Genomic DNA, 21314 nt, shown 5'->3' on the forward strand with positions numbered 1-21314 from the left:
AACTCAGCATGTTCCTGCTTTCATGTTCATATAAAGATTCGATAAACCGAAGAACCGCGATTCCGCCGCCACCACGAGATGAATTGAGTCGTAGCGGCGGTCGTGCGGAACAATTTCTTCGCCATGTCGCGTCGCAATACCAAGCGAGACAAAATAGTCGCCAGGACCCAGGTGACAGTCGAACGTCACGCGCGCCACCCAGCGCGATCCCGACTCGCAAACGGTCTCCAGCCCGTCACATTGCAACAACTCCGAGTTGCTGCCGTAAACCGTCACACCTTCCTTGGTCTTGAGCGTCACGCCGACGATCGGGCGCATCATCTGCGAGTTGATCGTGAAGCCGACGTCGAGCGTCACACGGGCGCCGGTGGCGATCGCGTTCGGATACGACACGCCCTCGCTTTCTACGTAAAAGTCGCTGATGGAAGCCGAGCCGTCGCCCCATCGATACTCGTAGGCGTTGTACGGTGCACGTTCCACGAAAGCGTCGCGGTCGAAAATCAGATGACCGGCAGATGCAGGCGTGATTTCGATGCTATCGACCGCCGGAGGCGCAATGCTTTTCTCAACCGCCTTCTTGGCCTCCGGCTCTTTCTTGTCGGCCGTAACGACCTTCCGGTCGCGACCGAACAGCAAGTCGAGATAGCGATTGATCGTTTCGCGCGGCTGGCCTTCGTGCTTGACCTCGCCGCCGTCGAGCAGAATGGCGCGCGAACAGTGCATCACGACCTGTTCGCTGCTGTGCGTCACAAGAAGGATGCTTGCGCCGTTGTTTTTGAGTTGCTTCAGACGCTCGAAACACTTCGCCTGAAACTTGGCGTCGCCCACCGCCAGGGCTTCATCGACGATCAGGATGGCAGGATCGATCTGAGCCTGCACAGCGAATGCAAGGCGCACGATCATCCCGCTCGAATACGTCTTGACCGGCTGATCAATGAACCGACCGATATCCGCAAAACCGGCGATACTGTCGAAGCGGTCATCGATCTCACGATTCGTCAGCCCAAGCAGCGAACCGTTCAGATAGACATTCTCCCGCCCGGTGAACTCCGTGTTGAAGCCCGAACCGAGTTCCAGCAACGCAGCAACGCGACCATTGGTCATGACCGAACCGCCGCTTGGCGTCAAGGTGCCAGCGATGATCTGCAGGAGTGTCGATTTTCCTGAACCGTTGCGGCCAACAATGCCCACCGTCTCACCTGGGGCAACCGAGAAGCTGATATCGTTCAGCGCCCAAAATTCGCGGTAAAGCTTTTTGCGCCCGCGGTTCAGCATCTGCAACAAGCGGTCTCGCGGCTTGTCGTAGATGTTGTAGACCTTACTCACGTGCGACACGGTGATCGCTGCTTCCATTTCCGGTTTTTCCATCATTTTCAATGTTGTTTGCCGCGCCGCACTGCCTCGCGCCGCAACGACGGCGAAAGCGCGATGCTCATTACGCGCAGCACTTCCGCGGGCCGCACGACGCGGGCGCGTTGAATAATCGCCCGCTTTCTCCACATGACTGGCAGTCCGCGCAACGCATCGCGCTTGGCGCGCAGTATGGTACGAGTCTGTCCATGCAGGGAGAACAAGGCGCATGCGGCGATAGTCATCATCACGTGCAACGGCAAGAATACCCAGAACCACGGGCCCGGCATGTTCTTGACGTATGCCCACGTTAGGTTTCGATGCCCGTGATACACGGCGAACTGGCTGTGCTCCCCGCCGGTTGCTCCTGACCCGACGTGCAAGGCTGTTGCCTCCGGCACGAACAGGCAGCGATAGCCGGCAAGACGCAAGCGAAACGCGAGATCCACGTCTTCGACATAGCAGAAGAAATCTTCGTCGAAGCCGTTGACTGCATCGAACGCATCTTTTGCGTACATTGCTGTAGCCGCACAGGGACCGAATACTTCCGTTTTCTCCGCAGCATCGACGTCGACGCTGCGATAGCCGCGACGCCACACTAGCCCGCTGACGTGGTACACGTCGCCAGCGCCATCAAGCAGCGACGGGTTCGCCGCGATCAACGTCTTTCCTGCGAAAAAAGCGTAATCAGGCTCGTTCTTCGCCGCTTGCAACATGCGCTCGATCCAGTCGGCCGAGACGAAGGCATCAGGATTGACGAGCGCGATCCAGTCGCAGTCGCCAAGCTTACGTACAGCGAGGTTATTGCCCCGCGCGAACCCGCTGTTGTAGTCGAGACGTTCGTAGAGCGTGTTGTCAGGCGCGACGGGTGCTGCTCGAAACTGCTTGCTGGCGTTGTCGACAACGACCACTCGATGAGGCATGACGGTCTGTCGCGCCAACGCTTCGAGCGCTCGGTCCAGCATCTCCTGAGAGTTCCAGTTGACGATCGCCACGCCAACCCGATGGCCTCTGGAGACGGCGCTTCGTGCCGCGCCGGCTGTTGTCATGCGGCGCCTTGAGCGAGACGCCGGGCCACTCGATATGCCAGACCTCTCACGCCAGATGGCACTGCGACAGGTAATGCAGGCGCTGCGCCGGCCAGGACAGCGGGCGCATCGCCGGCATCGATATAGTCCAGGAATACGTCGCGCAACTCTTTGTCGTCGAGCAGGCGAGTTTCCGCTTCCGGATCGCGGAGTTTGCGCCGCGCGTCGACGAACTGCCGGATCATCCAGACGATCCGGTCGTTGCCCTGTACGTTGATCGACTCCGCAAGCGCGCGCGCGTCGGCGATCAACGCGTCACGATCGTCGCTTGCGTACAGCAGGTTGCCTTCGAAATGCATCATGCCGACCGCGAGCACCCAGCAGATCTCGAACAGCATCCAGGCGCGGTTCGACGAGATTGTGTTCGACGAGTGAATGCGGTATTGCATGAGCGGTTGAGCGATCAGTTCACAACCGAACTGCCTCGCCGCGCGCAGCAGAAAATCCCAGTCGTGCGCGAAACGCAGATTACGCATGCCGCCAACCTCGTCATACAGCCGGCGCGAGAAGACCACATTGCTCGTTGTGGAGACGAAATTCGTCATGAGCAGGTTTTTTGCGAAGCTGTCGCTGGCGGCGAAAGTGCGCTTCGGATTCGCGATAGGCCACGGCAGCATGTTGTGCCAGCCCTCCTTCACGCCCAGCGCCTTGCCATCCGTATCGATCACCTCGATCCAGCTGGCAACGAGATCGATACCGGGTTGGCCAAGCGCTTCGAGCGCAACTTCCAGGCGCCGCCGATGAAATATATCGTCGGAATTCAATACCGCGAGAAAGTCTCCCTTCGCCATTGCCAGGCCGCGATTGATCGCGTTGTGAGCGCCCGCATTGGCCTGCTCGACAAGTTGCATGCGCGGATCAGTCACGCTGCGCAGGTACACCAGCGAATCGTCTTTCGAGCCGTCGTCGATGACGATAAGCTCCACGTCCTCGTGGGTTTGCTCAAGGACGCTTTCCACTGCGCCGCGAATGTATCTGGAGTGGTTGTAACTGGGGATGACGACAGACACTAAACTCATATCAGTTTGCTTTCTCTTGCTTGCGCAGCCAGTCCAGCACCTCTTGAGTGCCAGCCTGCAATGTGATCGACGGTTTCCAGTCCGTATGGGCCGCCAGGCGTCCCGAGTCAAGGACGTTGTATCCGACATCCGCGCGTCTGGGCGGCAAATAGCTCACGTCGAGCTCGAATCCCGCCCCGGCGAGCGCGGGAGCAATGTACTCGTCGAGCAGTTCTCGAACCGATACGCCGGCACCCGTGCCGACGTTATACACCTCGCCCGGTTCGCCTGATTCAACCAGACGCGCCACGGCATCCGCGATGTCGCGAACGTGCACATAGTCGCGCACGGCATTGCCGTCGCCGAAGATCGTCACCTGGCGGCCTGACAGCCCGGACGCCAGTGCGGTGGGCACGAGCCCCTGACCGCGGAACGGAACCTGGCCCGATCCATAAGCATTGGCCGGGCGCACGATAAGCGCGGGTAATTCCCGCTGGCTGAAGTACAGTGACGCCACGTGTTCGATACAAAGCTTCGACGTGCCATAGAGCGACACCGGACGCATGGGCACGGATTCAACGATCGGCACACCGACCGGCTGATTTCCATAAACCGTTCCGCCGGAAGAGATGAAGATGAACTTCTTCACGCCTGCGTCGATGCAGGCCTCCATGAGACGAGTGGCCGGCAGGATATTGCGCTCGTACTCCTTCGGCATGTCGCATTCGATGTTCATCCGCATGGCGTCGTGCGCAAGATGAACAACCACGTCGACGTCTCTTAGCACGTTTTGCAGGAAGGCGGCGTCGGCGTAGTCGCCGGTGACCACCTCGGCCTCCGGCGCGAGACCGTCGGCCGGCAGTGTGCTCGCGGACGGTCGCAGGACATCGGCCACACGCACACTCGCGCCGTTTTGCAGACACGCATGCGCAACATGCCGCCCGATGAATCCACCGCCACCGATCAACAAGACTCTCGGCATATGTTCAGGCTCCTTTCGCATCGTGATAGCCCGCCATGGCGGCGCTGAAGCAGTCTACGTACTGCTGTGCTATCCGACGACTGGAAAAATGATTGAGTACGGTCGCTTCGCGATCGCTCAGTGACTGGCGGAAAGCGGCATGCTTTTCGAGCCAGAGCCGGAACGCTTCGTGTGCCCGATCCGGCGATGCATCCACCGGATAGACGATGCCCCCGTTGAAATCAGCGAGCACGGCGCCGATGTCCCCGACGTCGGTGGCTAAAATAGGCACCGCAAATGACAGTGCTTCGATCATGGCGATTGGAAGACCTTCATACGCCGACGTGAAGATCAGCCCATCGAGCACGGAATCGAGTTCGAGTGTGTTGGCGACATACGGAATGCGCATCACGTTGTCGAGCTTGTGCTCGCGGATATACGCCTCGGCCGAAGGCGCGAGTTCGCCATCGCCGACCAGAACGAAGAATTCTTCCTTGTGCTGACGTCGTGCGTTCGCAATACGCAGGAATTCCACCGGCCGCTTCTGTGACGTCAGGCGGCCGATGAACCCGAACAGTCGCTTTCCCTCTGGCAGTCCGTACTTGCGCAAGATGTCCTCGCGCACGTGCGGCACGCCCTTCTCGTGAACGATACGGTCGGTATTGATAGCCGAGTAGATCAGGTCGACCGACGCAGGATCGCGCGTCATGTCGCCGATGAACTTTGCATGGATCTTGCGATTGACCGCGATGAAACGGTCGAACGAACGGATGCCCGGCTCGTTGTATCGCGTGATCCATCCTTGATCCACGTCGTACACTTGCTGATCGACGATCGGCACGTCGCCAAATAGCAAGCGCAGGCGAGTTGCGTTGTCGGCGAGCCACGGCGAACCGTTGCAGATCCACACCAGATCGGGGCGCAGCCACTGCTTGAGACGCGACAGGACGCGGAGATAGTCGCCATGAGCGGTGAATTCGGACATCTGCATCAGGCGGGCACCGGCCTCCTGAAACTGCCTTGCTAACGTGCCCTGTTCGAGGCGCAGACGCTCCATGGTCACCACGACAAAGTCATAAGTGCCCTGAAGCTGACGCACAATTTCAACCGTATTGCGCTCGACGCCGCCAACCGCCACGAAGATCGGAAACACGAACACGACCGGCCGCACCTTCGAATGCGGAGGGAACTGCGGCGGCAGGAAACGGATCGACGTGTCGGGTGCGGGCTGAGTGGAAAAGTATCCAACCGGATCTACCGCGACGGGCGCGTTAAACCATTCGCTCGCGGAACGCGACGCTATCGGCAAGAACCCCGACGGCTCTTCAATACGAATGACCTTTCCGCAGAAGGACTGTTCGCTTAGCCTATTGTCCAGAACTGCTTGCGCGATGCGCCGCGAGAACAGCATGTGTTCACGTTGGCCGCCCGAGCGAATCTCCGACGGTTCGCCGTACCCGTATGAGATGACCGCGATATCGACACTGTTTTCCACCACGGCAAGCCACGCGTCCATTAGTGCGTCGGCGTCAGGCATTGACTCACTCGAGGCGGGCCAGTACAGCACACCACATGGAGCTTCATCTATCGAAAAGGTAACATCGGTGTCGCCGAAGCCAGCGTGCGCTACGATTTCGCGCAGCGTGCTCGCGTCGACTCGCTCGAACACACGCGCCTTGTCGCCGAATGCGTCCACAAAGCGGGAAATCAGACCAGCTCTTGCGCTGTGGTCCGCCTCGACAATCAACGCGACCGACGAACCAAGCGTGACGTGCGTCGAGCTGCTACGCTCGGCAGCCAACGCCACGGAAGGCCGCTGGCGACGGCGCTGCAGCATGCCCTTCACCAGTACGGTAAGTTGCCGGGGATCGTGACGCAGGTAGTGAAGCCCGGTGGAAACACGGCGGCGCCAAAGGTCACCGCTCAAGCCAACCGGAGTGTGACCGGGCTGCATTGCCGAAACCACCGCGAGTTCACGTGCCGCAGCGGCTGCGAGCGGGTCATCGACAATATCGACCTCGATTGCGAGTGCCTCGACTGTCTTGTCCAGAGCTGCGCGCGTCACCTGCCGGAAATCAAGCGTCGCGGAGTCCAAAACGCGCCAGTATGCGTCCCAAGGCGAACCGAAATGCCGGGTCATGGCAAGCGAGAGAAGAGCTTCCGTGCCGGCGAGACGTTGCAGTACGCCATATTCGTACATCGCACGAAATAACGGCGAATAGATCGTACTGAGACAATTGCCGAGAACCACGCGTGCTGCGCGGCCAGCACGCTCGAACATGTGTTCGTACATTTCCGCGCGCTCTGTGAGCTTCGCAAGACGCGACTGCCAGAGACGCTCGGCTTCGGCAGAGGGAAGCCCCTTTTTCAACAAGCGTTCGGGTTCGTCCACACCCACGATTGCGCCGACGCCCGGATGAACGCCACGAAACACCACCGCCATTTTTCCTGCCGAGATCTGCCGACGGCAAAAACCCGCGATGACATACGGATGGAAGTGATCGCCCTTTGCCTCGCGCGTATAAAAGAGCCGTAATCCCTGCAGCGAAAGACGGTAACCGAGTTCAACGTCTTCGAATCCGTACTGATCGAAGCGATGATCGAACAAGGTTTTCTGCGCGGCGAGTAGACTCCGGTCCACGCAGATATTGCATGTGTAGAAATGACGGAAGTCGACGAAATTGCCATCTGGCAAACGGTTATAGCTGAACTGCTCGTTGCCGATCTCCGTAATATGGTCCATCAGATGATTGACCTTCAACTCGGGATGCCAGTCGACCACGCCGAGTGTTGCCACCAGCGGCCCGTACTTCTCCGCGTAATCCCAATGCACGTTGACGAGTTCCGGATCTGGGAAAATATCGTCACCGATGATGAGCAGTCGCTGGCCGCGCGCTTCGCGAATCGCCGAATTGCGGGCCGCCGATGCGCCGCCGTGCTTGTTGCGCAATACACGGATGGGAAGGTCATGCACCGATTCGAGCAGCGCTACCGAACCGTCCTCGGAGCCGTCGTCGGAGAATAGCAATTCATACGGAATGCGCGTCACGCGATTGACCTCGCGCCACGCATTCAGCACGCCGGGAAGCAGACGCTCCCGGTTATACGTCGGAATGATCACGCTCATGAGCGGTCCATCAGCGACATTCGGGACTTCGACGGCTATGGCTGGCGCCTGCGCTTTGCGATTGTCAGCCTGCTTCGCGGCCGCATCGATCCATTCGAGATCCATGCTCGCATTCGGACGTCGCAGTTCTTTGCGTCCGATCACCCAATAATGCAGTAGCGGCGGCATGCCCGACGCAGCGACATCCGGATAGCGCGAAAGGTAATAAGCGCCATCGAATTCCGGGCCCGGATTACGTCCTTCACGCCACCCGCGTGTTAGGTAGTGCGTCAATCCGTCGATGCCGGCCTGTGCGACATCCGGGTTCTGCATGCGATACCACGTAGGCACAAACAGCCGACACTCGCGCAGCAGGAATCGCCATCGGCGAATGCGTGCCCATCTGGAAGCCCGGCTTGGCAAATCGGCAATGGTCAGTACGTTCATGTGTCAGCGCGCGCGAAGCAAATTAGGTTGAGACGAGGTATCCAGGCAACTATAAAACGTCGGAGAACCCCTTTCGCGTTTTCTGGAACCACCAGAACCCTACCCACGCCACAACTGCACTACCCGCCGTGTAAAGCGCCCACGACGCCCAATGAGGTTGCTTTCCCCAGATAAGCACGTCCCGGACCGACTCGATCACATACGTCAGGGGATTGATGTATAGCAGCTTCTGATACTGCGGCGGCAATGCCGACACCGGATAAAACATAGGCGACAAGAACATCAGCACCGTCGTGATGATGCCCGTCACCTGCGCGACGTCGCGCAGATATACACCGGTGGCCGCGAGAAACCAGCTAAAGCCCATCGTCGCAAGGATGAGCGGGAACATTACAACTGGGAAAAACACAACCGTCCAGGGCATCGTATGACGCAGCGCAATCTCTGCCACGATCAGCACAAACCAGCTTACGACTGTGTGAAAGAGCGCCGACCCCATGGAAATCCACGGCAGGACTTCGAGCGGAAAAATCACTTTCTTCACGTAGTTCGGATTTCCCGCGATCAGACCTGGTGCGCGCGTGAAGCACTCGGCGAACAGCCCATGCACCAGCATTCCCGCGAAAATGATGATAGCGAACTCGCCCTTGTCCGTGATCTCGGAACTGCCCCAGCGCGACTTGAAGATCACCCCGAAGATGATCGTATAGACCACAAGCAGAAGTATCGGGTTGAAAAACGACCAGGCGAGCCCCATCAGCGAACCCCGATAGCGTCCCAGGACTTCACGGACAGTCATCCGCGCGATGAGCGAGCGGTTACGCCAAGTCGAACGGATTAATTCTTTCACGCTTGCCGCGTGTGCGTCATGGGGATTCATAGGAATTCAGGCTAATTCGAAACGGGCGCACCCTCGGCGACCGGCAGATATGAGACGATCAATCAGAGAAACATAGCTGCAGCGCATCCTGCCACAGCGGTGGTTGCAACCCGAATACACGGTTCAGTTTCTCATGCGACAAAACCGAGTTCGCCGGTCTCCTGGCGGGCGTTGGGTATGCGGACGAAGGAATTGGCGTCACGATGGGCACGTTTGCCAGCCGGGCGCGCTCAAAGATCGCCTCGGCAAATCCGGCCCATGAGGTTCTGCCGCCAGCCGTCAGGTTGTAAATGCCGGAATTTGCTAGCCACAATGCCGAGCTGGATTCCGCCAGATTGCGAGCCAGAATACTTGCCGTCAAGGTAGCAATTGTCCGGCTCCAGGTGGGCGCGCCAAACTGATCCGCCACAACGTTCAACTGCTGGCGTTCCTGCGCGAGTCGAAGCATGGTCTGCATGAAATTGCGGCCACGCGCGCCATAGACCCAGCTTGTGCGGAATATCAGATGCTTGCAACCGGAGTTCGCGATAGCTTGTTCGCCATCACGCTTGGTCCGCCCGTACACGTTGAGTGGACTGGTTGGATCGTCCTCAAGATAGGGTGAAGACTTTGCGCCATCGAAGACGTAATCGGTCGAGTAATGAACCAGCAGCGCGCCGGTTCGCGCGGCATGCTCCGCCATGACTCGTGGCGCCGTCGCATTGACGAGTTCCGCAAGTACCGGTTCCGTTTCGGCGCGATCGACCGCAGTGTAAGCCGCCGGATTAACGATGATGTCAGGCGCGACCTCCCGAAGCACACGGTCCAGGGCGTCCGGGTCGCTGAGATTCAACTTGCTCCGGTCCACGCCGACGACCTCGCCCAAGCCTTGCAAACACCGCAAGAGTTCGAACCCCACTTGCCCCGAGGTACCGGTAACCAGAATCTTCGAACGCACCATCATATTGAATCTCAGTCGAACGTCTCGATATCGCACAAAGCGCGCCCTGCCGCGTCCTTTGCGGCCAGGATCATGTCGCCATCGAACTTCCAGTCGATGGCAAGCGCTGCATCACTCCACAGCAACGTTCGCTCGAACTCCGGATACCAATAATCCGTAGTCTTATAAAGAAATTGCGCCGTCTCCGACAACACGACAAAGCCATGCGCAAACCCCGGCGGCACCCACAACTGCCGATGATTTTCTTCCGACAGATTCACGCCCACCCACTTGCCGAAGTTCGGCGAACTCTTGCGAATGTCCACCGCCACATCGAACACTTCGCCTTCTACCACGCGCACGAGTTTGCCTTGCGGGTGCTGAATCTGATAATGCAAGCCCCGCAGCACGCCCTTTGCCGAACGCGAATGATTGTCCTGCACGAACTCGACGCCCGCTTCGACTTGTTCCGCGAACTCACGGCCATTGAAGCTTTCGTAGAAGAAGCCACGTGCATCGCCGAATACCTTCGGTTCAATGATCTTGACTTCGGGCAGCGCCGTAGCAGTTACTTGGATGGCCATGCGACTTGGTCCTTCGGAAGATTGAGCAGATATTGACCGTAAGCGTTTTTCGAGAGCGGCTTGGCAAGCGCCAGCAACTGCTCTTCGCCAATCCATTCCTTGCGATATGCGATCTCTTCAGGACAAGCCACTACGAGTCCCTGCCGCTTTTGCAGCGTCGCGATGAACGTGGCAGCTTCGATCAGCGAATCGTGCGTGCCGGTGTCGAGCCACGCATAGCCACGTCCCATGATCTCGACATCAAGCTTTTTGTCCGCGAGATAACGCGAATTTACGTCTGTGATTTCGTACTCGCCACGCGGCGACGGCTTGATGTCGGCTGCAATATCGCACACCTTGTTGTCGTAGAAGTAAAGACCCGTCACCGCGTAATTCGAACGCGGCTTCGCGGGCTTTTCCTCGATCGACAGCGCGCGGAACTTCTGGTCGAACTCCACCACGCCATAACGCTCGGGATCATGCACGTGATAGGCAAACACAGTCGCGCCCTCGGTGCGCGCGTCCGCACTTTCGAGCTGCTTCGCGAGATCGTGACCGTAGAAAATGTTGTCGCCGAGAATAAGCGCGGACGGATCGTTGCCGACAAAGTCACGGCCGATGACGAACGCCTGCGCGAGGCCATCCGGCGACGGTTGCACCGCGTACTGGATATTCATGCCCCACTGACTGCCGTCGCCGAGCATCGACTCGAAACGCGGCGTATCTTGCGGCGTCGAGATCACGAGCACGTCACGAATGCCTGCGATCATGAGCGTGGACAGCGGATAGTAGATCATCGGCTTGTCGTACACGGGCAGGAGCTGCTTCGACACCGCATGCGTAATCGGATAAAGCCGCGTGCCGGAGCCGCCGGCGAGAATGATGCCCTTGCGCGCCATTGTCAGTTCCTCACGCGCGCTGCGCGTAGTTCGTCTCGACCCACTTCCGATACTCACCGGAAGCCACTTCGTCAGCCCACGCCTGATTGTCCAGATACCACTGAACCGTCTTCTCGAGCCCCGTTTCGAACGTCTCCGCAGGCTTCCAGCCGAGCTCGCGCTCGAGCTTGCGCGCGTCGATAGCATAGCGGCGGTCATGGCCCGGACGATCCTTCACATACGTGATTTGATCGCGATACGAACCGCTCGCCTTAGGCTTCAACTTGTCGAGCAAATCGCACAGCGTATGCACGACTTCGAGGTTCTTTTTCTCGTTCCAGCCGCCGACGTTATACGTCTCGCCAAGCGCACCGCGCGCCAGCACTTCGCGAATAGCCGAGCAATGGTCGCCCACGTAGAGCCAGTCGCGCACGTTCTGACCATCGCCATAAACGGGCAGCGGCTTGCCGCCGAGCGCATTCGCGATCATCAGCGGGATCAGCTTTTCCGGGAACTGGTACGGGCCGTAGTTGTTCGAGCAGTTGGTCGTGACAACCGGCAAGCCGTATGTGTGATGATATGCGCGCACCAGATGATCCGAACCGGCCTTCGTAGCCGAGTACGGGCTGTTCGGTGCGTACGGCGTGGTCTCGGAGAACTGTGGATCAGTTGCGGACAGCGAGCCGAACACTTCGTCGGTCGAAACATGCAGGAAGCGGAAGGCTTGCTTCTCGGCTTCAGGCAGCGCGCTCCAGTACTGGCGCGTGGCTTCGAGCAGAACGAATGTACCGACCACATTGGTCTGAACAAAATCTGCCGGGCCGTGGATGGAGCGGTCTACGTGACTCTCGGCGGCAAAGTGCAGAATAGCGCGGGGCTTGTGCTTCGCGAGCAGTTCGTCCATGGCCGCGCGGTCGCAAATGTCGGCACGCGCAAACACATGACGCGCGTCGCCCTTGAGCGACTGAAGCGTTCCGAGATTCCCCGCATACGTCAGCTTATCGACGTTCAAAACGGGTTCGTCAGAGCCATTGAGCCAATCCAACACAAAGTTGGCGCCGATAAAACCAGCACCGCCCGTCACGAGAATCATAAAAGCCCTCTTCACCGCTCACAGTTTTGCTCGACTGAAAGCGCGCTCGAATTAAGGAAAAAATTGCGCATTTCGCGCGATGTGCGCCTTCCAGCGAAAACATTGACCGATTGTCACCAATCTTGATTCGCCGGATGCCCCACTTTGGTAAGCCGTCAATTATAAGGCCACCAAGTGCAAAAACTACACGGCTAACAACTTGATACAGCTAGCGATTATCGATTACAAGCCAATCCCGCCGCGTCGTCACGCGCGTAGTAGAAGGTTCGCGGAATGCTTAATGAAGCGGCAGCCAAGTCGTTATCGCCTGTTTCATAATGCTCGTTATCCGACGCCGCGCGTCCACCGTCTCACTTTTTCCATCGATGACCGACGTCACCAACGCCACCGTAACTCACGCTAGCTCCGCCCCGCTCGTCTTCGGCGACCTGCAAGGTTGCTGCGACCCCTACCATCGACTGCTGAAAAAAGCCGCGCCCGATGCCGATACGCCTCTCTGGTTCGCAGGCGACCTCATCAATCGCGGACCGAAGTCGCTGGAAACGCTGCGCGAGATCATCGCGCTCGGTTCGCGCGCCACCGTCGTCCTCGGCAATCACGACCTGAATCTGCTGTCGGTCGCGGCTGGCCTGCGCAAGCCGAAGAAAGGCGACACGCTCGACGACATCCTCAACGCACCCGACGTGGCTGACCTGATCGAATGGGTACGCCACAAGCCCGTCGCGCACTTCGAGGACGGCGCGCTCATGGTTCACGCTGGCGTGCTGCCGCAATGGGACGCGACGATGACGCTCGAACTCGCGCACGAACTCGAAAAAGCGTTGCGCGCGCCCGACTGGAAAGCGACGCTCGCCACGCTGTATGGAAACGAGCCGCATCGATGGGATGAGTCGCTCACCGGCGCCGACCGCCTGCGCGTGACTTATAACGCGCTGACACGCATCCGTTTCTGCACCGCCGACGGCGCGATGGAATTCGCCAACAATGGCGGGCCGGATGCCGCGCCGCCCGGCTATCTGCCGTGGTTCGACGTGCCCGGCCGCAAGACGCAGGACGTGACGGTGGTGTTCGGACACTGGGCCGCGCTTGGTCTGATGGTCCGCAACGACGTGCTGTGTCTCGATTCAGGCTGCGTCTGGGGCAACAAGCTCTCAGCGGTGCGGCTGACCAAAGACCCGGCTCAGCGCGTAATCACGCAGGTGAGTTGCGCGATGAAGCCGAAACAGCGTTGAGCGATTCGGCGAGCGGCACGAGATCAGCCGCCGTTGCCGCGCCGCCACGCATGGTGTCGAGCGCGGCGAGAATCGCGGCCTGGGCTTCACTCGCAAGCAGACGGCGGTCAGCGCCCGGCGCGAGCGGATTGCACACATAGAGATGCGCCGTGAGCGGCGTCGCGTTCAGAAGCGCGTCGAGGGAGTCGCTCAGCGTCATGTCGCCGATATACGCCGGCGCGAGCGACTGCTTGCCGTGCGCATCCTCGTACATGATGCACACCGGCTGCACCGGACACGATGCCGATACCGCCGCCTGAAACATGTTCGCGTGGAACGGCAGGAGCGCCTGACCATCGCTGGTGGTGCCTTCGGGGAACACGCACATCATCTCGCCCGCGAGCAGGCGGTTCGAGAGTTCATGCATGATGCGCTTCGCGTCGCTACGCTTCTCGCGCTGCACGAACACCGTGCCCAACTGATGCGCGAGCCATCCAACAACCGGCCAGTTGCGAATCTCCGCCTTCGAGACGAACGGCGTCGGCCGCCATGCATTGATGACGTAAATGTCCATCCACGAAACGTGATTGCCGACCACCAGCACACCGCGATCGAGCCGCGCTTCGTCGTTGTGCACGACGAGTTTCATGCCGGACAGACGCAGCATCTCAAGCGACCACGCGCGATTCATCGCGCTCCGCTCATCCACCGATGCGCGCGGAAAACGCCGCGCCACGACCCACATGCCATACAGCAGATGGACCAGAAGCCGCAGCTTGCGTAGTGCCCGGTTCATGCGCGACTCGTGCGCTTAACGGCTTTCGTAAGCCAGATGACCGCCGACGATCGTCGCGCGCACACGCGCCGGCAACTCGTAGCCGAGGAACGGCGAGTTGTGGCCCTGGCTCTTGAGCTTCTTCGGATCGACGCGCCACTCGGCGGCGGCATCGAACACGCACAGGTCGGCGAGCGCGCCCACGGTAATGCGTCCGGCCGGCAGCTTCAGCACGTCGGCGGGCGCGGACGTGATGCGCGCCAGCGCCTTCGCGAGCGGCAAGTTGGCTTCGTGCGCCCACTTCACCGTCAGCGAGAGCAGCAGTTCGAGGCCGGTCGCGCCCGGCGTGGCTTCGGCGAAAGGCAGGAGCTTTTCGTCGTCGTCGAGCGGCGTGTGATCGGAACAGATTGCGTCGACGGTGCCGTCCGCGAGACCCGCGCGTATTGCTTCGCGGTCGCGTTGCTGACGCAGCGGCGGATCGAGGCGGAACTGGGAATCGAAGTAGCCGATATCCACGTCCGTCAGATGCACGTGGTTGATCGTGACATCGCACGAGACCGCGATGCCTTCGGCCTTCGCCGCGCGCACGAGCGCGACGCCCGCCGCCGACGACAGATGCGACAGATGCACGCGCGCGCCCGTCACGCGCATGAGTTCGAAGATGGTATGCAGCGCGATGGTCTCCGCCGACACCGGCACGCCCGACAGCCCGAGCCGCGACGCCACCGCGCCGCTTGCCGCCACGCCGCCCTTCGCCATGAACGCGTCTTGCGGACGCAGCCACACGGTATAGCCGTAAGTGGTCGCGTATTGCAACGCGCGCAGCATCGTGCGCGTATCGACGATAGGGTTATCCGCCTGCGAAAAGCCGATGCAACCCGCCTCGGTCAACTCGACCATCTCGGTAATCGCCTCGCCCTTCAAGCCGACAGTCAGCGCGCCCAGCGGATAAACATGCGCCTGATGCAGCTTCTGCGCGCGAAATTTGAGCATTTCGACGAGGCCGGGTTCGTCGAGCGTGGGATCGGTGTCGGGCGGGCAGACGAGGCTCGTCACGCCGCCCGCCATTGCCGCGGCCATTTCGGATTCGAGCGTTGCCTTGTGCTCGAAGCCCGGTTCGCGCAGACGCGCCGCGAGATCGACGAAACCCGGCGCGATATGCAACCCGTTGGCCGCGATGACCTTGGCCGCGTGAAAGTCGGCCGGCGCGTCGCCAATCGAAACGATGCGGCCCGCCGCGATGAACACGTCCTTGCGCGCTTCCGTGCCGGCAACCGGGTCGATGATCGTGCCGCCTTGAATCTGGATCTTCATGTCGCGTTCTTAGTCACTGTTGCCGGCCACGATGCCCATGACCGCCATGCGCACGGCGATGCCGAAGGTCACCTGATTGAGAATCACCGACTGCGGGCCGTCGGCCACTTGCGAGTCGATTTCCACGCCGCGATTCATCGGCCCCGGATGCATCACGATGGCATCGGGCGCGGCGAGCGCAAGACGCTCGGGCGTCAGTCCCCAGCTCTTGAAATACTCCTGCGCGGAAGGCAAGAGCGCGCCGCTCATGCGCTCGTTCTGCAGGCGCAGCATGATGATGACGTCGACGCCCTTCAAGCCTTCGTCGAGGTTGTGGTAGACGTGCACGCCCATCTGGTCGAGATTGCCGGGCAAAAGCGTGCGCGGCCCGATGGCCCGCACTTCCGGCACGCCGAGCGTGGTCAGCGCGTGAATGTCCGAACGCGCGACGCGCGAATGCAGGATGTCGCCGACGATCGCCACGCGCAGCTTGGTGAAGTCGCGCTTGTAGTGGCGAATGGTGTACATGTCGAGCAGGCCTTGCGTCGGATGCGCGTGACGGCCATCGCCCGCATTGATCACGTGCACGTGCGGCGCGCAATGCTCGGCGATCAGATACGGCGCGCCGCTCGACGCATGACGCACGACGAACATGTCGGCATGCATGGCGGAGAGATTGTTGATGGTGTCGAGCAGGGATTCGCCCTTGCTCGTCGACGACGCGTTGATGTTCAGGTTCAGCACGTCCGCCGACAAGCGCTTGGCCGCGATCTCGAAGGTCGTGCGTGTGCGCGTCGAGTTCTCGAAGAAGAGGTTGAACACCGACTTGCCGCGCAAAAGCGGCACCTTCTTCACTTCGCGATCCGTGACGCTCACGAACTGCTCGGCGGTATCGAGAATATGCGTGACGACGGCGCGCGGCAGTCCTTCGATGGTCAGCAAGTGCTTCAGCTCGCCGTTCTTCGTGAGCTGCGGATTGCCGCGTAGAAAGCCGTAGCGGAACTTGTCGGCGGCAGCGGGCGCGCCTGCATCGGCGGAACCCTGAGTGGCGGTGTTCATGATGATCCCGGTGTTGCCTTGAATGGGTTACTGAGCGCGCGATTCAGTGGTGAAGTCGAAGCCGCCGTCCGCGCGTCGCGCGAGCACGAGGCCTTCGTTCGCGGGTACGTCCACCGTGCCGCCGACGAAGCGCGCCGCAATGGGCAACTCGCGTCCGCCGCGATCGGCGAGCACGGCGAGATCGACCGAAGCGGGACGCCCGTAATCGTAGAGTTCGTTGATGGCCGCGCGCACCGTGCGTCCCGTGGACAGCACGTCGTCGATCAGCACGATACGGCGGCCGTCGACCGCGAACGGCAACGAAGTCGGGCTCGCCTGGCTATGCAGGCCCTTCTTCGCGTAGTCGTCGCGATGCAGCGCCACGTTCACCACGCCGAAGTGCGGCGCGTTGAACTCCTTGGCGAGACGCTCGGCAAGCCACACGCCGCCGCTGTAGATGCCGACGAGCGCGACACCCTCTTCTTCGGCGAGCGCGTTTTCATACGCGGCATGAATCGATTCGACGAGCGCGCGATACAGCGCTTCGGCGTCAATGGAACTCATGATCGTCGGGAAGTCCGTCGAGGTATTGTTGAAGAATGACGCGGGCGGCTTCGGCGTCGATGTCGTCGAAACGGCCGCGCGCGTTCGGACGCACGCCGCGCGCACGAAGGTCGGCTTTGGCATCGACGGAACTGTAACGTTCGTCGACCCATTGCACGGGCACGTTGAAACGCCCGTTCACCTGATTGCCGAAGCGCTTGGCCTGCGCGCTCATTTCGTGCGGCGTGCCGTCCGGATGCAGCGGCATGCCGACGACCACTGTTTGCGGCTTCCACTCCTCGAGCAGTTTGCCGACTTCATCGAAACGAAAGTCGCGGTTGCGGTTTTCGAGCACGGCGAGCGCGCGTGCCTGCTTCGTCAATGTATTGCCAACGGCGACACCAATGCGCTTCTCGCCGTAATCGAATGCCAGCAGCGTGGCTGCCCCGCTCATGCGTGCCCTGCTTCGCCGGAAAGCATGGAACGCGATACACCGAGCAGCGAGAGCGCCGCTTCGAGGCGATCCTCGGCGGGCACGTCGAAGATGATGCGCGAGTCCGCTTCCACCGTGAGCCAGCCGTTCTTGGAGATTTCTTCTTCGAGCTGACCGGCGCCCCAGCCTGCGTGACCGAGCGTGAGCAAGAAGCGCTCTGGGCCCTTGCCGCTAGCGACTGCTTCGAGTACATCTTTTGAAGTGGTCATGGCGAGGCCGCCGGGTACACTCATGGACGAGCTATACGGTTCGCCGTCGCGTTCTTCATGCAGCACGAAGCCGCGCTCGGTCTGAACGGGACCGCCGAAGTACACGGGCAAGTGAACGAGAGGTTCGATCTCGAGTTTGAGATCGATACGATTGAACAGCGACTGGAGGTCGATATCGGTCGGCCTGTTGATGACGAGACCCAGCGCACCGCGATCGGTGTGATCGCAAAGGTAGACCACGGTTCCTGAAAACGTCGGATCGGCCATGGACGGCATGGCGATCAGGAACTGATTCGTCAAATTGATGCGATCGGAAGTCTTGGACATAATTCAGGATTTTAACAAAGGCGCTGACAGATGGCCGACTTTGATGTGGGTCTGGTGTGGATTCGGCGGGACCTGCGCGCAGCCGACAATGCTGCACTCTATCACGCGCTTACAAGGTGCCGTCGGGTGCTGTGCGCGTTCGTTTTCGACCGCGACATCCTTTCGCCGCTTGCGCGAAACGACCGGCGCGTGCCGTTCATTCATGCGAGCGTGGTGGAACTGGATCGCACGTTGCGCGACGCTGGCGGGACGCTGATGGTTCGACATGGCGTGCCTTTGCATGAGATACCCGAGCTTGCGGTCGAATGCGGCGCGAACGCGGTGTTTGCAAATCGCGATTACGAACCGAGTGCGAAGGCGCGTGACGAGGCAGTGGCGCAGAAGCTGGCGAGCAAGGACATCGCGTTTTTCACGTTCAAGGATCAGTCGATCTTCGATCATGACGATGTGCTCACAGGCAGCAGCAAACCCTATACCGTCTTCACGCCGTACAAGCGCAAGTGGCTCGCGACACTCACGCCGGATGCGCTCAAGCCCTACGCATCCGATGATCATTTGAACGTGCTCGCGAAGCCGCCGGGTAACGTCAGGCACGCCATTCCCTCGCTTGTCGCGCTCGGCTTCGGCGCGGAGCACGCGCCCGCCTTTCCCGCTGGCACGAGCGGCGCGTATGAGCTTTTCGATGACTTCATCGACCGCATGGCCGACTACGATCACGCCCGCGATTTCCCCGCGCTGAAGGGCCCGAGCTATCTCGGCGTTCATCTGCGACACGGCACGGTTTCGATTCGCGCACTCGCTCGCACCGCGCACGATGCGCAGCGCCACGGCAACAAGGGCGCGGAAACCTGGTTGTCGGAGCTTATCTGGCGAGACTTCTATTTCTCCGTGCTGCACCATTTTCCGCATGTCGGCGTGCCGGGCGATCATCGTGCATTCAAGCCGGAATACGACCGCATCCAGTGGGAGACAGGCGATGCCGCCGACGCGAACTTCGCCGCATGGTGCGCGGGACAAACAGGTTATCCGCTCGTCGATGCCGCGATGCGGCAAATCAACCAGTCAGGCTATATGCACAACCGCCTGCGCATGGTGGTGGCAAGTTTTCTGACCAAGGACCTCGGCCTTGACTGGCGGCGCGGCGAAGCCTATTTCGAAGCGCTGCTGAACGATTTCGAACTGTCGTCGAATAACGGCGGATGGCAGTGGGCATCATCGAGCGGCTGCGATGCCCAGCCGTATTTCCGCATCTTCAATCCGACGACGCAGTCGAAGAAATTCGACGCGGCGGGCAAGTTCATCCGCCACTACGTGCCGGAAATCGCGGGCTTGTCGGACCGGGACATTCACGCGCCGTGGCTCGCCAAGCCCGACGCACTCTCGAAGGCGGGGATTTCGCTTGGCGCGGACTATCCGCAGCCGGTAGTCGATCACGACGCCGCGCGCAAACGCACGCTCGCGCGATACGACGTGGTGCGCGGACCCGCGAAACGCGCCGACGATTCACGCAGCAGCAGCGCGGACGCTGCCGACGAACCGCACGCCGAAGCTAGCGATTGACCGCGGCGGGCCGCTCGATCATGGCGGTGAGCGCGGCAATCGACGCGCGGCCTTCCGACGGCGCAATGCCGGCCGCGGCCTGGTGCAGCATGGACCGCAGCATCTGAGCCGCGCGTTCGGGAACGGTGGCATCGAGTTCGCGCGCGACGCCATCCGCCGATTCATGCGCGCCCTGATGCGCGACGCGCCGCCATGCGAGACCGAGTGTATCGGCGAGCAACGCGACATGGCCCAAGCCGAGCGCGCAAGCCGCCGCGCCCAGCCGGTGCGACGCGTTCGCCGAGTGCAGCGCCGCGTCCGCGTCCACCGTGCCTGTTTCGCTTGCTTGCGAACCGCGCTCGACCAGTCCCTCGATGGAGGCTTCCGCGCTCTGGAGAAAGTCTTCGTAAGCCGTGGCGTTCACGCGCAGCGCACCCAGATCGCGCGATGAACCGTCGCGGGCGTTTTCCTCGATCGCCTGCGCCGCGCCCTGCTCCCACGCGGCCTCCGACGCGGGATTCGCCGCGACATGCCACGCCACCGTCAAACCGTAGTCCCGCAAGACGTCGACCCGTTCCGCGTCTTCCGGCATCGCGCCGTAGAGTGCGAAGTCGCGCCAGAGGAGCGCAAGCGTCGCGCGCACGAGCGAGCGCGGCGCATAGGTCGAAGCGTGCGCCTGATCCGCCAACACGAGATTGAAGCGCGCGTAAAGGCGCTTGGCGTCGGCGTTTGCGGCGAAATCGGCGTCGCCGCGACGCTCCGCGCGCTCGCGCAGCGCCCAAATAGTGTTGAGCGCGAGCCGCCAGAAGTCGTAAGGATCGGGGCCGCCGAGCTCGCCCAGGCACTCGTCGAGGCGCGCGAAGGCATCGGCGGATTCCTGCTCGGGCCCGCGCAAGAGCTTGAGCAGGGCCTGTTCGTAGTGCGCCCGAACGCGCGCAAGCCGCTCGGGCGCGATGCCGCGCAACGTCGCGGGCGCGATGGCGCGGCCCGCGAGCGCGAGGTCATCGTAGGAAACCGGCGCGACGCGCGTATGCATGGCGAGCAACGCATGCAGCCCGCGATAGTGATCGAACAACACGGTCGAGCACGACAACTCGCGCAGATTGTGGCGCTCCACCGCCGCGCCGAAGTCCGCGAGCGCAGCCGCGATGCGTGCACGCGTCGGCTCCGATTCCTCGCCGAGCGGCGCGACGAGCGCGAGCGCTTCCGCGAAACGCTGCGCAGGCAGCCAACCCGCCGAATGCAGCGCGGAGATCGCGCGCTTCAACGCGGGCGCGGTTTCGCCCTGCCGCTGGAACGCGTGATGGGCGTCGGTCAGCGCCATTTCGGCGAGCCGCACCGAGCCGCCGCGCGGATTGGGCAGAGCTTCGAACGTAACTGGAAGATCGGGACGAGATGTCATATCTGGCGCTCACAAACCGGTTCGCAGGCGCCGTGAGTCGAACATGGGCGCGCGCGGTGAAATAGCATCATCGATGAAAGCGTCGGTACTTGACCGCGCTCACGATTTTCTCGACCGACGGACCGCTTACTGCCTGCGCCCGTCTCGCCGAACCACGGACCAGCCTCAAGCGTATGCCTTCAGACGCCGGTTCGCATTGGC

19 protein-coding genes are annotated in these 21314 nt (G+C 61.1%); 2 read left to right on the forward strand and 17 right to left on the reverse strand.

All coding sequences use genetic code 11. The annotated features are described in order from the left end of the window. Nucleotides 1-3: 3 nt before the first annotated feature. The 10 genes from QCE79_RS11225 to rfbB form a co-directional block, all read right to left on the reverse strand. A complete protein-coding gene (locus QCE79_RS11225; RefSeq protein ID WP_309844175.1) occupies nucleotides 4-1353 on the reverse strand; it encodes an ABC transporter ATP-binding protein in 1350 nt (449 codons plus the stop codon). 20 nt (nucleotides 1354-1373) lie between these two features. Then, nucleotides 1374-2399, reverse strand: a complete 1026-nt coding sequence (locus QCE79_RS11230) for a glycosyltransferase family 2 protein (protein WP_309844176.1) — start codon at nucleotides 2397-2399, stop codon at nucleotides 1374-1376. Then, nucleotides 2396-3568 (reverse strand): glycosyltransferase, encoded by a 1173-nt coding sequence (locus tag QCE79_RS11235; RefSeq protein ID WP_309844177.1) that lies wholly within the window; start codon nucleotides 3566-3568, stop codon nucleotides 2396-2398. The genes QCE79_RS11230 and QCE79_RS11235 overlap by 4 nt, the downstream gene beginning before the upstream one ends. Continuing rightward, the gene (locus QCE79_RS11240; RefSeq protein ID WP_309844180.1) at nucleotides 3459-4418 is read right to left on the reverse strand and encodes an NAD-dependent epimerase/dehydratase family protein; all 960 of its coding nucleotides are present in this window, start codon (nucleotides 4416-4418) and stop codon (nucleotides 3459-3461) included. The genes QCE79_RS11235 and QCE79_RS11240 overlap by 110 nt, the downstream gene beginning before the upstream one ends. Before the next feature lie 4 nt (nucleotides 4419-4422). Further along, a complete protein-coding gene (locus tag QCE79_RS11245) occupies nucleotides 4423-7836 on the reverse strand; it encodes a glycosyltransferase (protein WP_309844183.1) in 3414 nt (1137 codons plus the stop codon). 163 nt (nucleotides 7837-7999) lie between these two features. Further along, nucleotides 8000-8830: an ABC transporter permease gene (locus QCE79_RS11250; protein WP_309844185.1), complete on the reverse strand. Its 831-nt coding sequence runs from the start codon at nucleotides 8828-8830 to the stop codon at nucleotides 8000-8002. Nucleotides 8831-8888: 58 nt separating this feature from the next. Beyond that, nucleotides 8889-9773 (reverse strand): dTDP-4-dehydrorhamnose reductase, encoded by an 885-nt coding sequence (gene rfbD / locus QCE79_RS11255; RefSeq protein ID WP_309844188.1) that lies wholly within the window; start codon nucleotides 9771-9773, stop codon nucleotides 8889-8891. A gap of 8 nt (nucleotides 9774-9781) precedes the next feature. Continuing rightward, the gene (rfbC, locus tag QCE79_RS11260; RefSeq protein WP_309844190.1) at nucleotides 9782-10333 is read right to left on the reverse strand and encodes a dTDP-4-dehydrorhamnose 3,5-epimerase; all 552 of its coding nucleotides are present in this window, start codon (nucleotides 10331-10333) and stop codon (nucleotides 9782-9784) included. Next, entirely contained in the window at nucleotides 10318-11211 is an 894-nt protein-coding gene (gene rfbA, locus QCE79_RS11265; protein WP_250465465.1) for a glucose-1-phosphate thymidylyltransferase RfbA, read from the reverse strand. Before rfbA ends, rfbC begins: the two co-directional genes overlap by 16 nt. 10 nt (nucleotides 11212-11221) lie before the next feature. After that, the gene (rfbB, locus tag QCE79_RS11270; RefSeq protein WP_250465467.1) at nucleotides 11222-12283 is read right to left on the reverse strand and encodes a dTDP-glucose 4,6-dehydratase; all 1062 of its coding nucleotides are present in this window, start codon (nucleotides 12281-12283) and stop codon (nucleotides 11222-11224) included. Nucleotides 12284-12648: 365 nt separating this feature from the next. Between rfbB and QCE79_RS11275 the strand changes: the two genes are divergently transcribed. Further along, complete coding sequence (locus tag QCE79_RS11275) at nucleotides 12649-13515, forward strand: symmetrical bis(5'-nucleosyl)-tetraphosphatase (RefSeq protein ID WP_250465468.1); 867 nt, start codon at nucleotides 12649-12651, stop codon at nucleotides 13513-13515. On the opposite strand, the gene QCE79_RS11280 is transcribed toward QCE79_RS11275, so the two are convergent. Genes QCE79_RS11280 through QCE79_RS11305 form a run of 6 tightly spaced genes read right to left on the reverse strand, consistent with a single transcriptional unit; the run spans nucleotide 13475 to nucleotide 18172 of the window. Next, nucleotides 13475-14290 (reverse strand): lysophospholipid acyltransferase family protein, encoded by an 816-nt coding sequence (locus QCE79_RS11280; RefSeq protein ID WP_309844196.1) that lies wholly within the window; start codon nucleotides 14288-14290, stop codon nucleotides 13475-13477. The two genes, QCE79_RS11275 and QCE79_RS11280, sit on opposite strands and share 41 nt — an antisense overlap. Nucleotides 14291-14305: 15 nt before the next feature. Then, nucleotides 14306-15583: a dihydroorotase gene (locus QCE79_RS11285; protein WP_309844199.1), complete on the reverse strand. Its 1278-nt coding sequence runs from the start codon at nucleotides 15581-15583 to the stop codon at nucleotides 14306-14308. 9 nt (nucleotides 15584-15592) lie between these two features. Beyond that, on the reverse strand, nucleotides 15593-16621 hold the full coding sequence (locus QCE79_RS11290) for an aspartate carbamoyltransferase catalytic subunit (protein WP_244826104.1): 1029 nt from the start codon (nucleotides 16619-16621) through the stop codon (nucleotides 15593-15595). Between the two features lie 27 nt (nucleotides 16622-16648). Then, nucleotides 16649-17164: a bifunctional pyr operon transcriptional regulator/uracil phosphoribosyltransferase PyrR gene (gene pyrR, locus QCE79_RS11295; protein ID WP_244826106.1), complete on the reverse strand. Its 516-nt coding sequence runs from the start codon at nucleotides 17162-17164 to the stop codon at nucleotides 16649-16651. Further along, entirely contained in the window at nucleotides 17151-17597 is a 447-nt protein-coding gene (gene ruvX / locus QCE79_RS11300) for a Holliday junction resolvase RuvX (RefSeq protein WP_309844201.1), read from the reverse strand. Before ruvX ends, pyrR begins: the two co-directional genes overlap by 14 nt. Continuing rightward, nucleotides 17594-18172, reverse strand: coding sequence for a YqgE/AlgH family protein (locus QCE79_RS11305; protein ID WP_244826109.1), 579 nt, complete (start codon nucleotides 18170-18172; stop codon nucleotides 17594-17596). The genes ruvX and QCE79_RS11305 overlap by 4 nt, the downstream gene beginning before the upstream one ends. Nucleotides 18173-18202: 30 nt before the next feature. On the opposite strand from QCE79_RS11305, the gene QCE79_RS11310 reads away from it, so the two are divergent. Then, nucleotides 18203-19732, forward strand: coding sequence for a deoxyribodipyrimidine photo-lyase (locus QCE79_RS11310; protein ID WP_309844203.1), 1530 nt, complete (start codon nucleotides 18203-18205; stop codon nucleotides 19730-19732). Here QCE79_RS11310 and QCE79_RS11315 read toward each other — a convergent pair. Then, on the reverse strand, nucleotides 19722-21113 hold the full coding sequence (locus tag QCE79_RS11315; protein WP_244826113.1) for a hypothetical protein: 1392 nt from the start codon (nucleotides 21111-21113) through the stop codon (nucleotides 19722-19724). The two genes, QCE79_RS11310 and QCE79_RS11315, sit on opposite strands and share 11 nt — an antisense overlap. Between the last annotated feature and the right edge of the window lie 201 nt (nucleotides 21114-21314).

The organism is Caballeronia sp. LZ003, assembly GCF_031451465.1.
Lineage (GTDB): Bacteria > Pseudomonadota > Gammaproteobacteria > Burkholderiales > Burkholderiaceae > Caballeronia.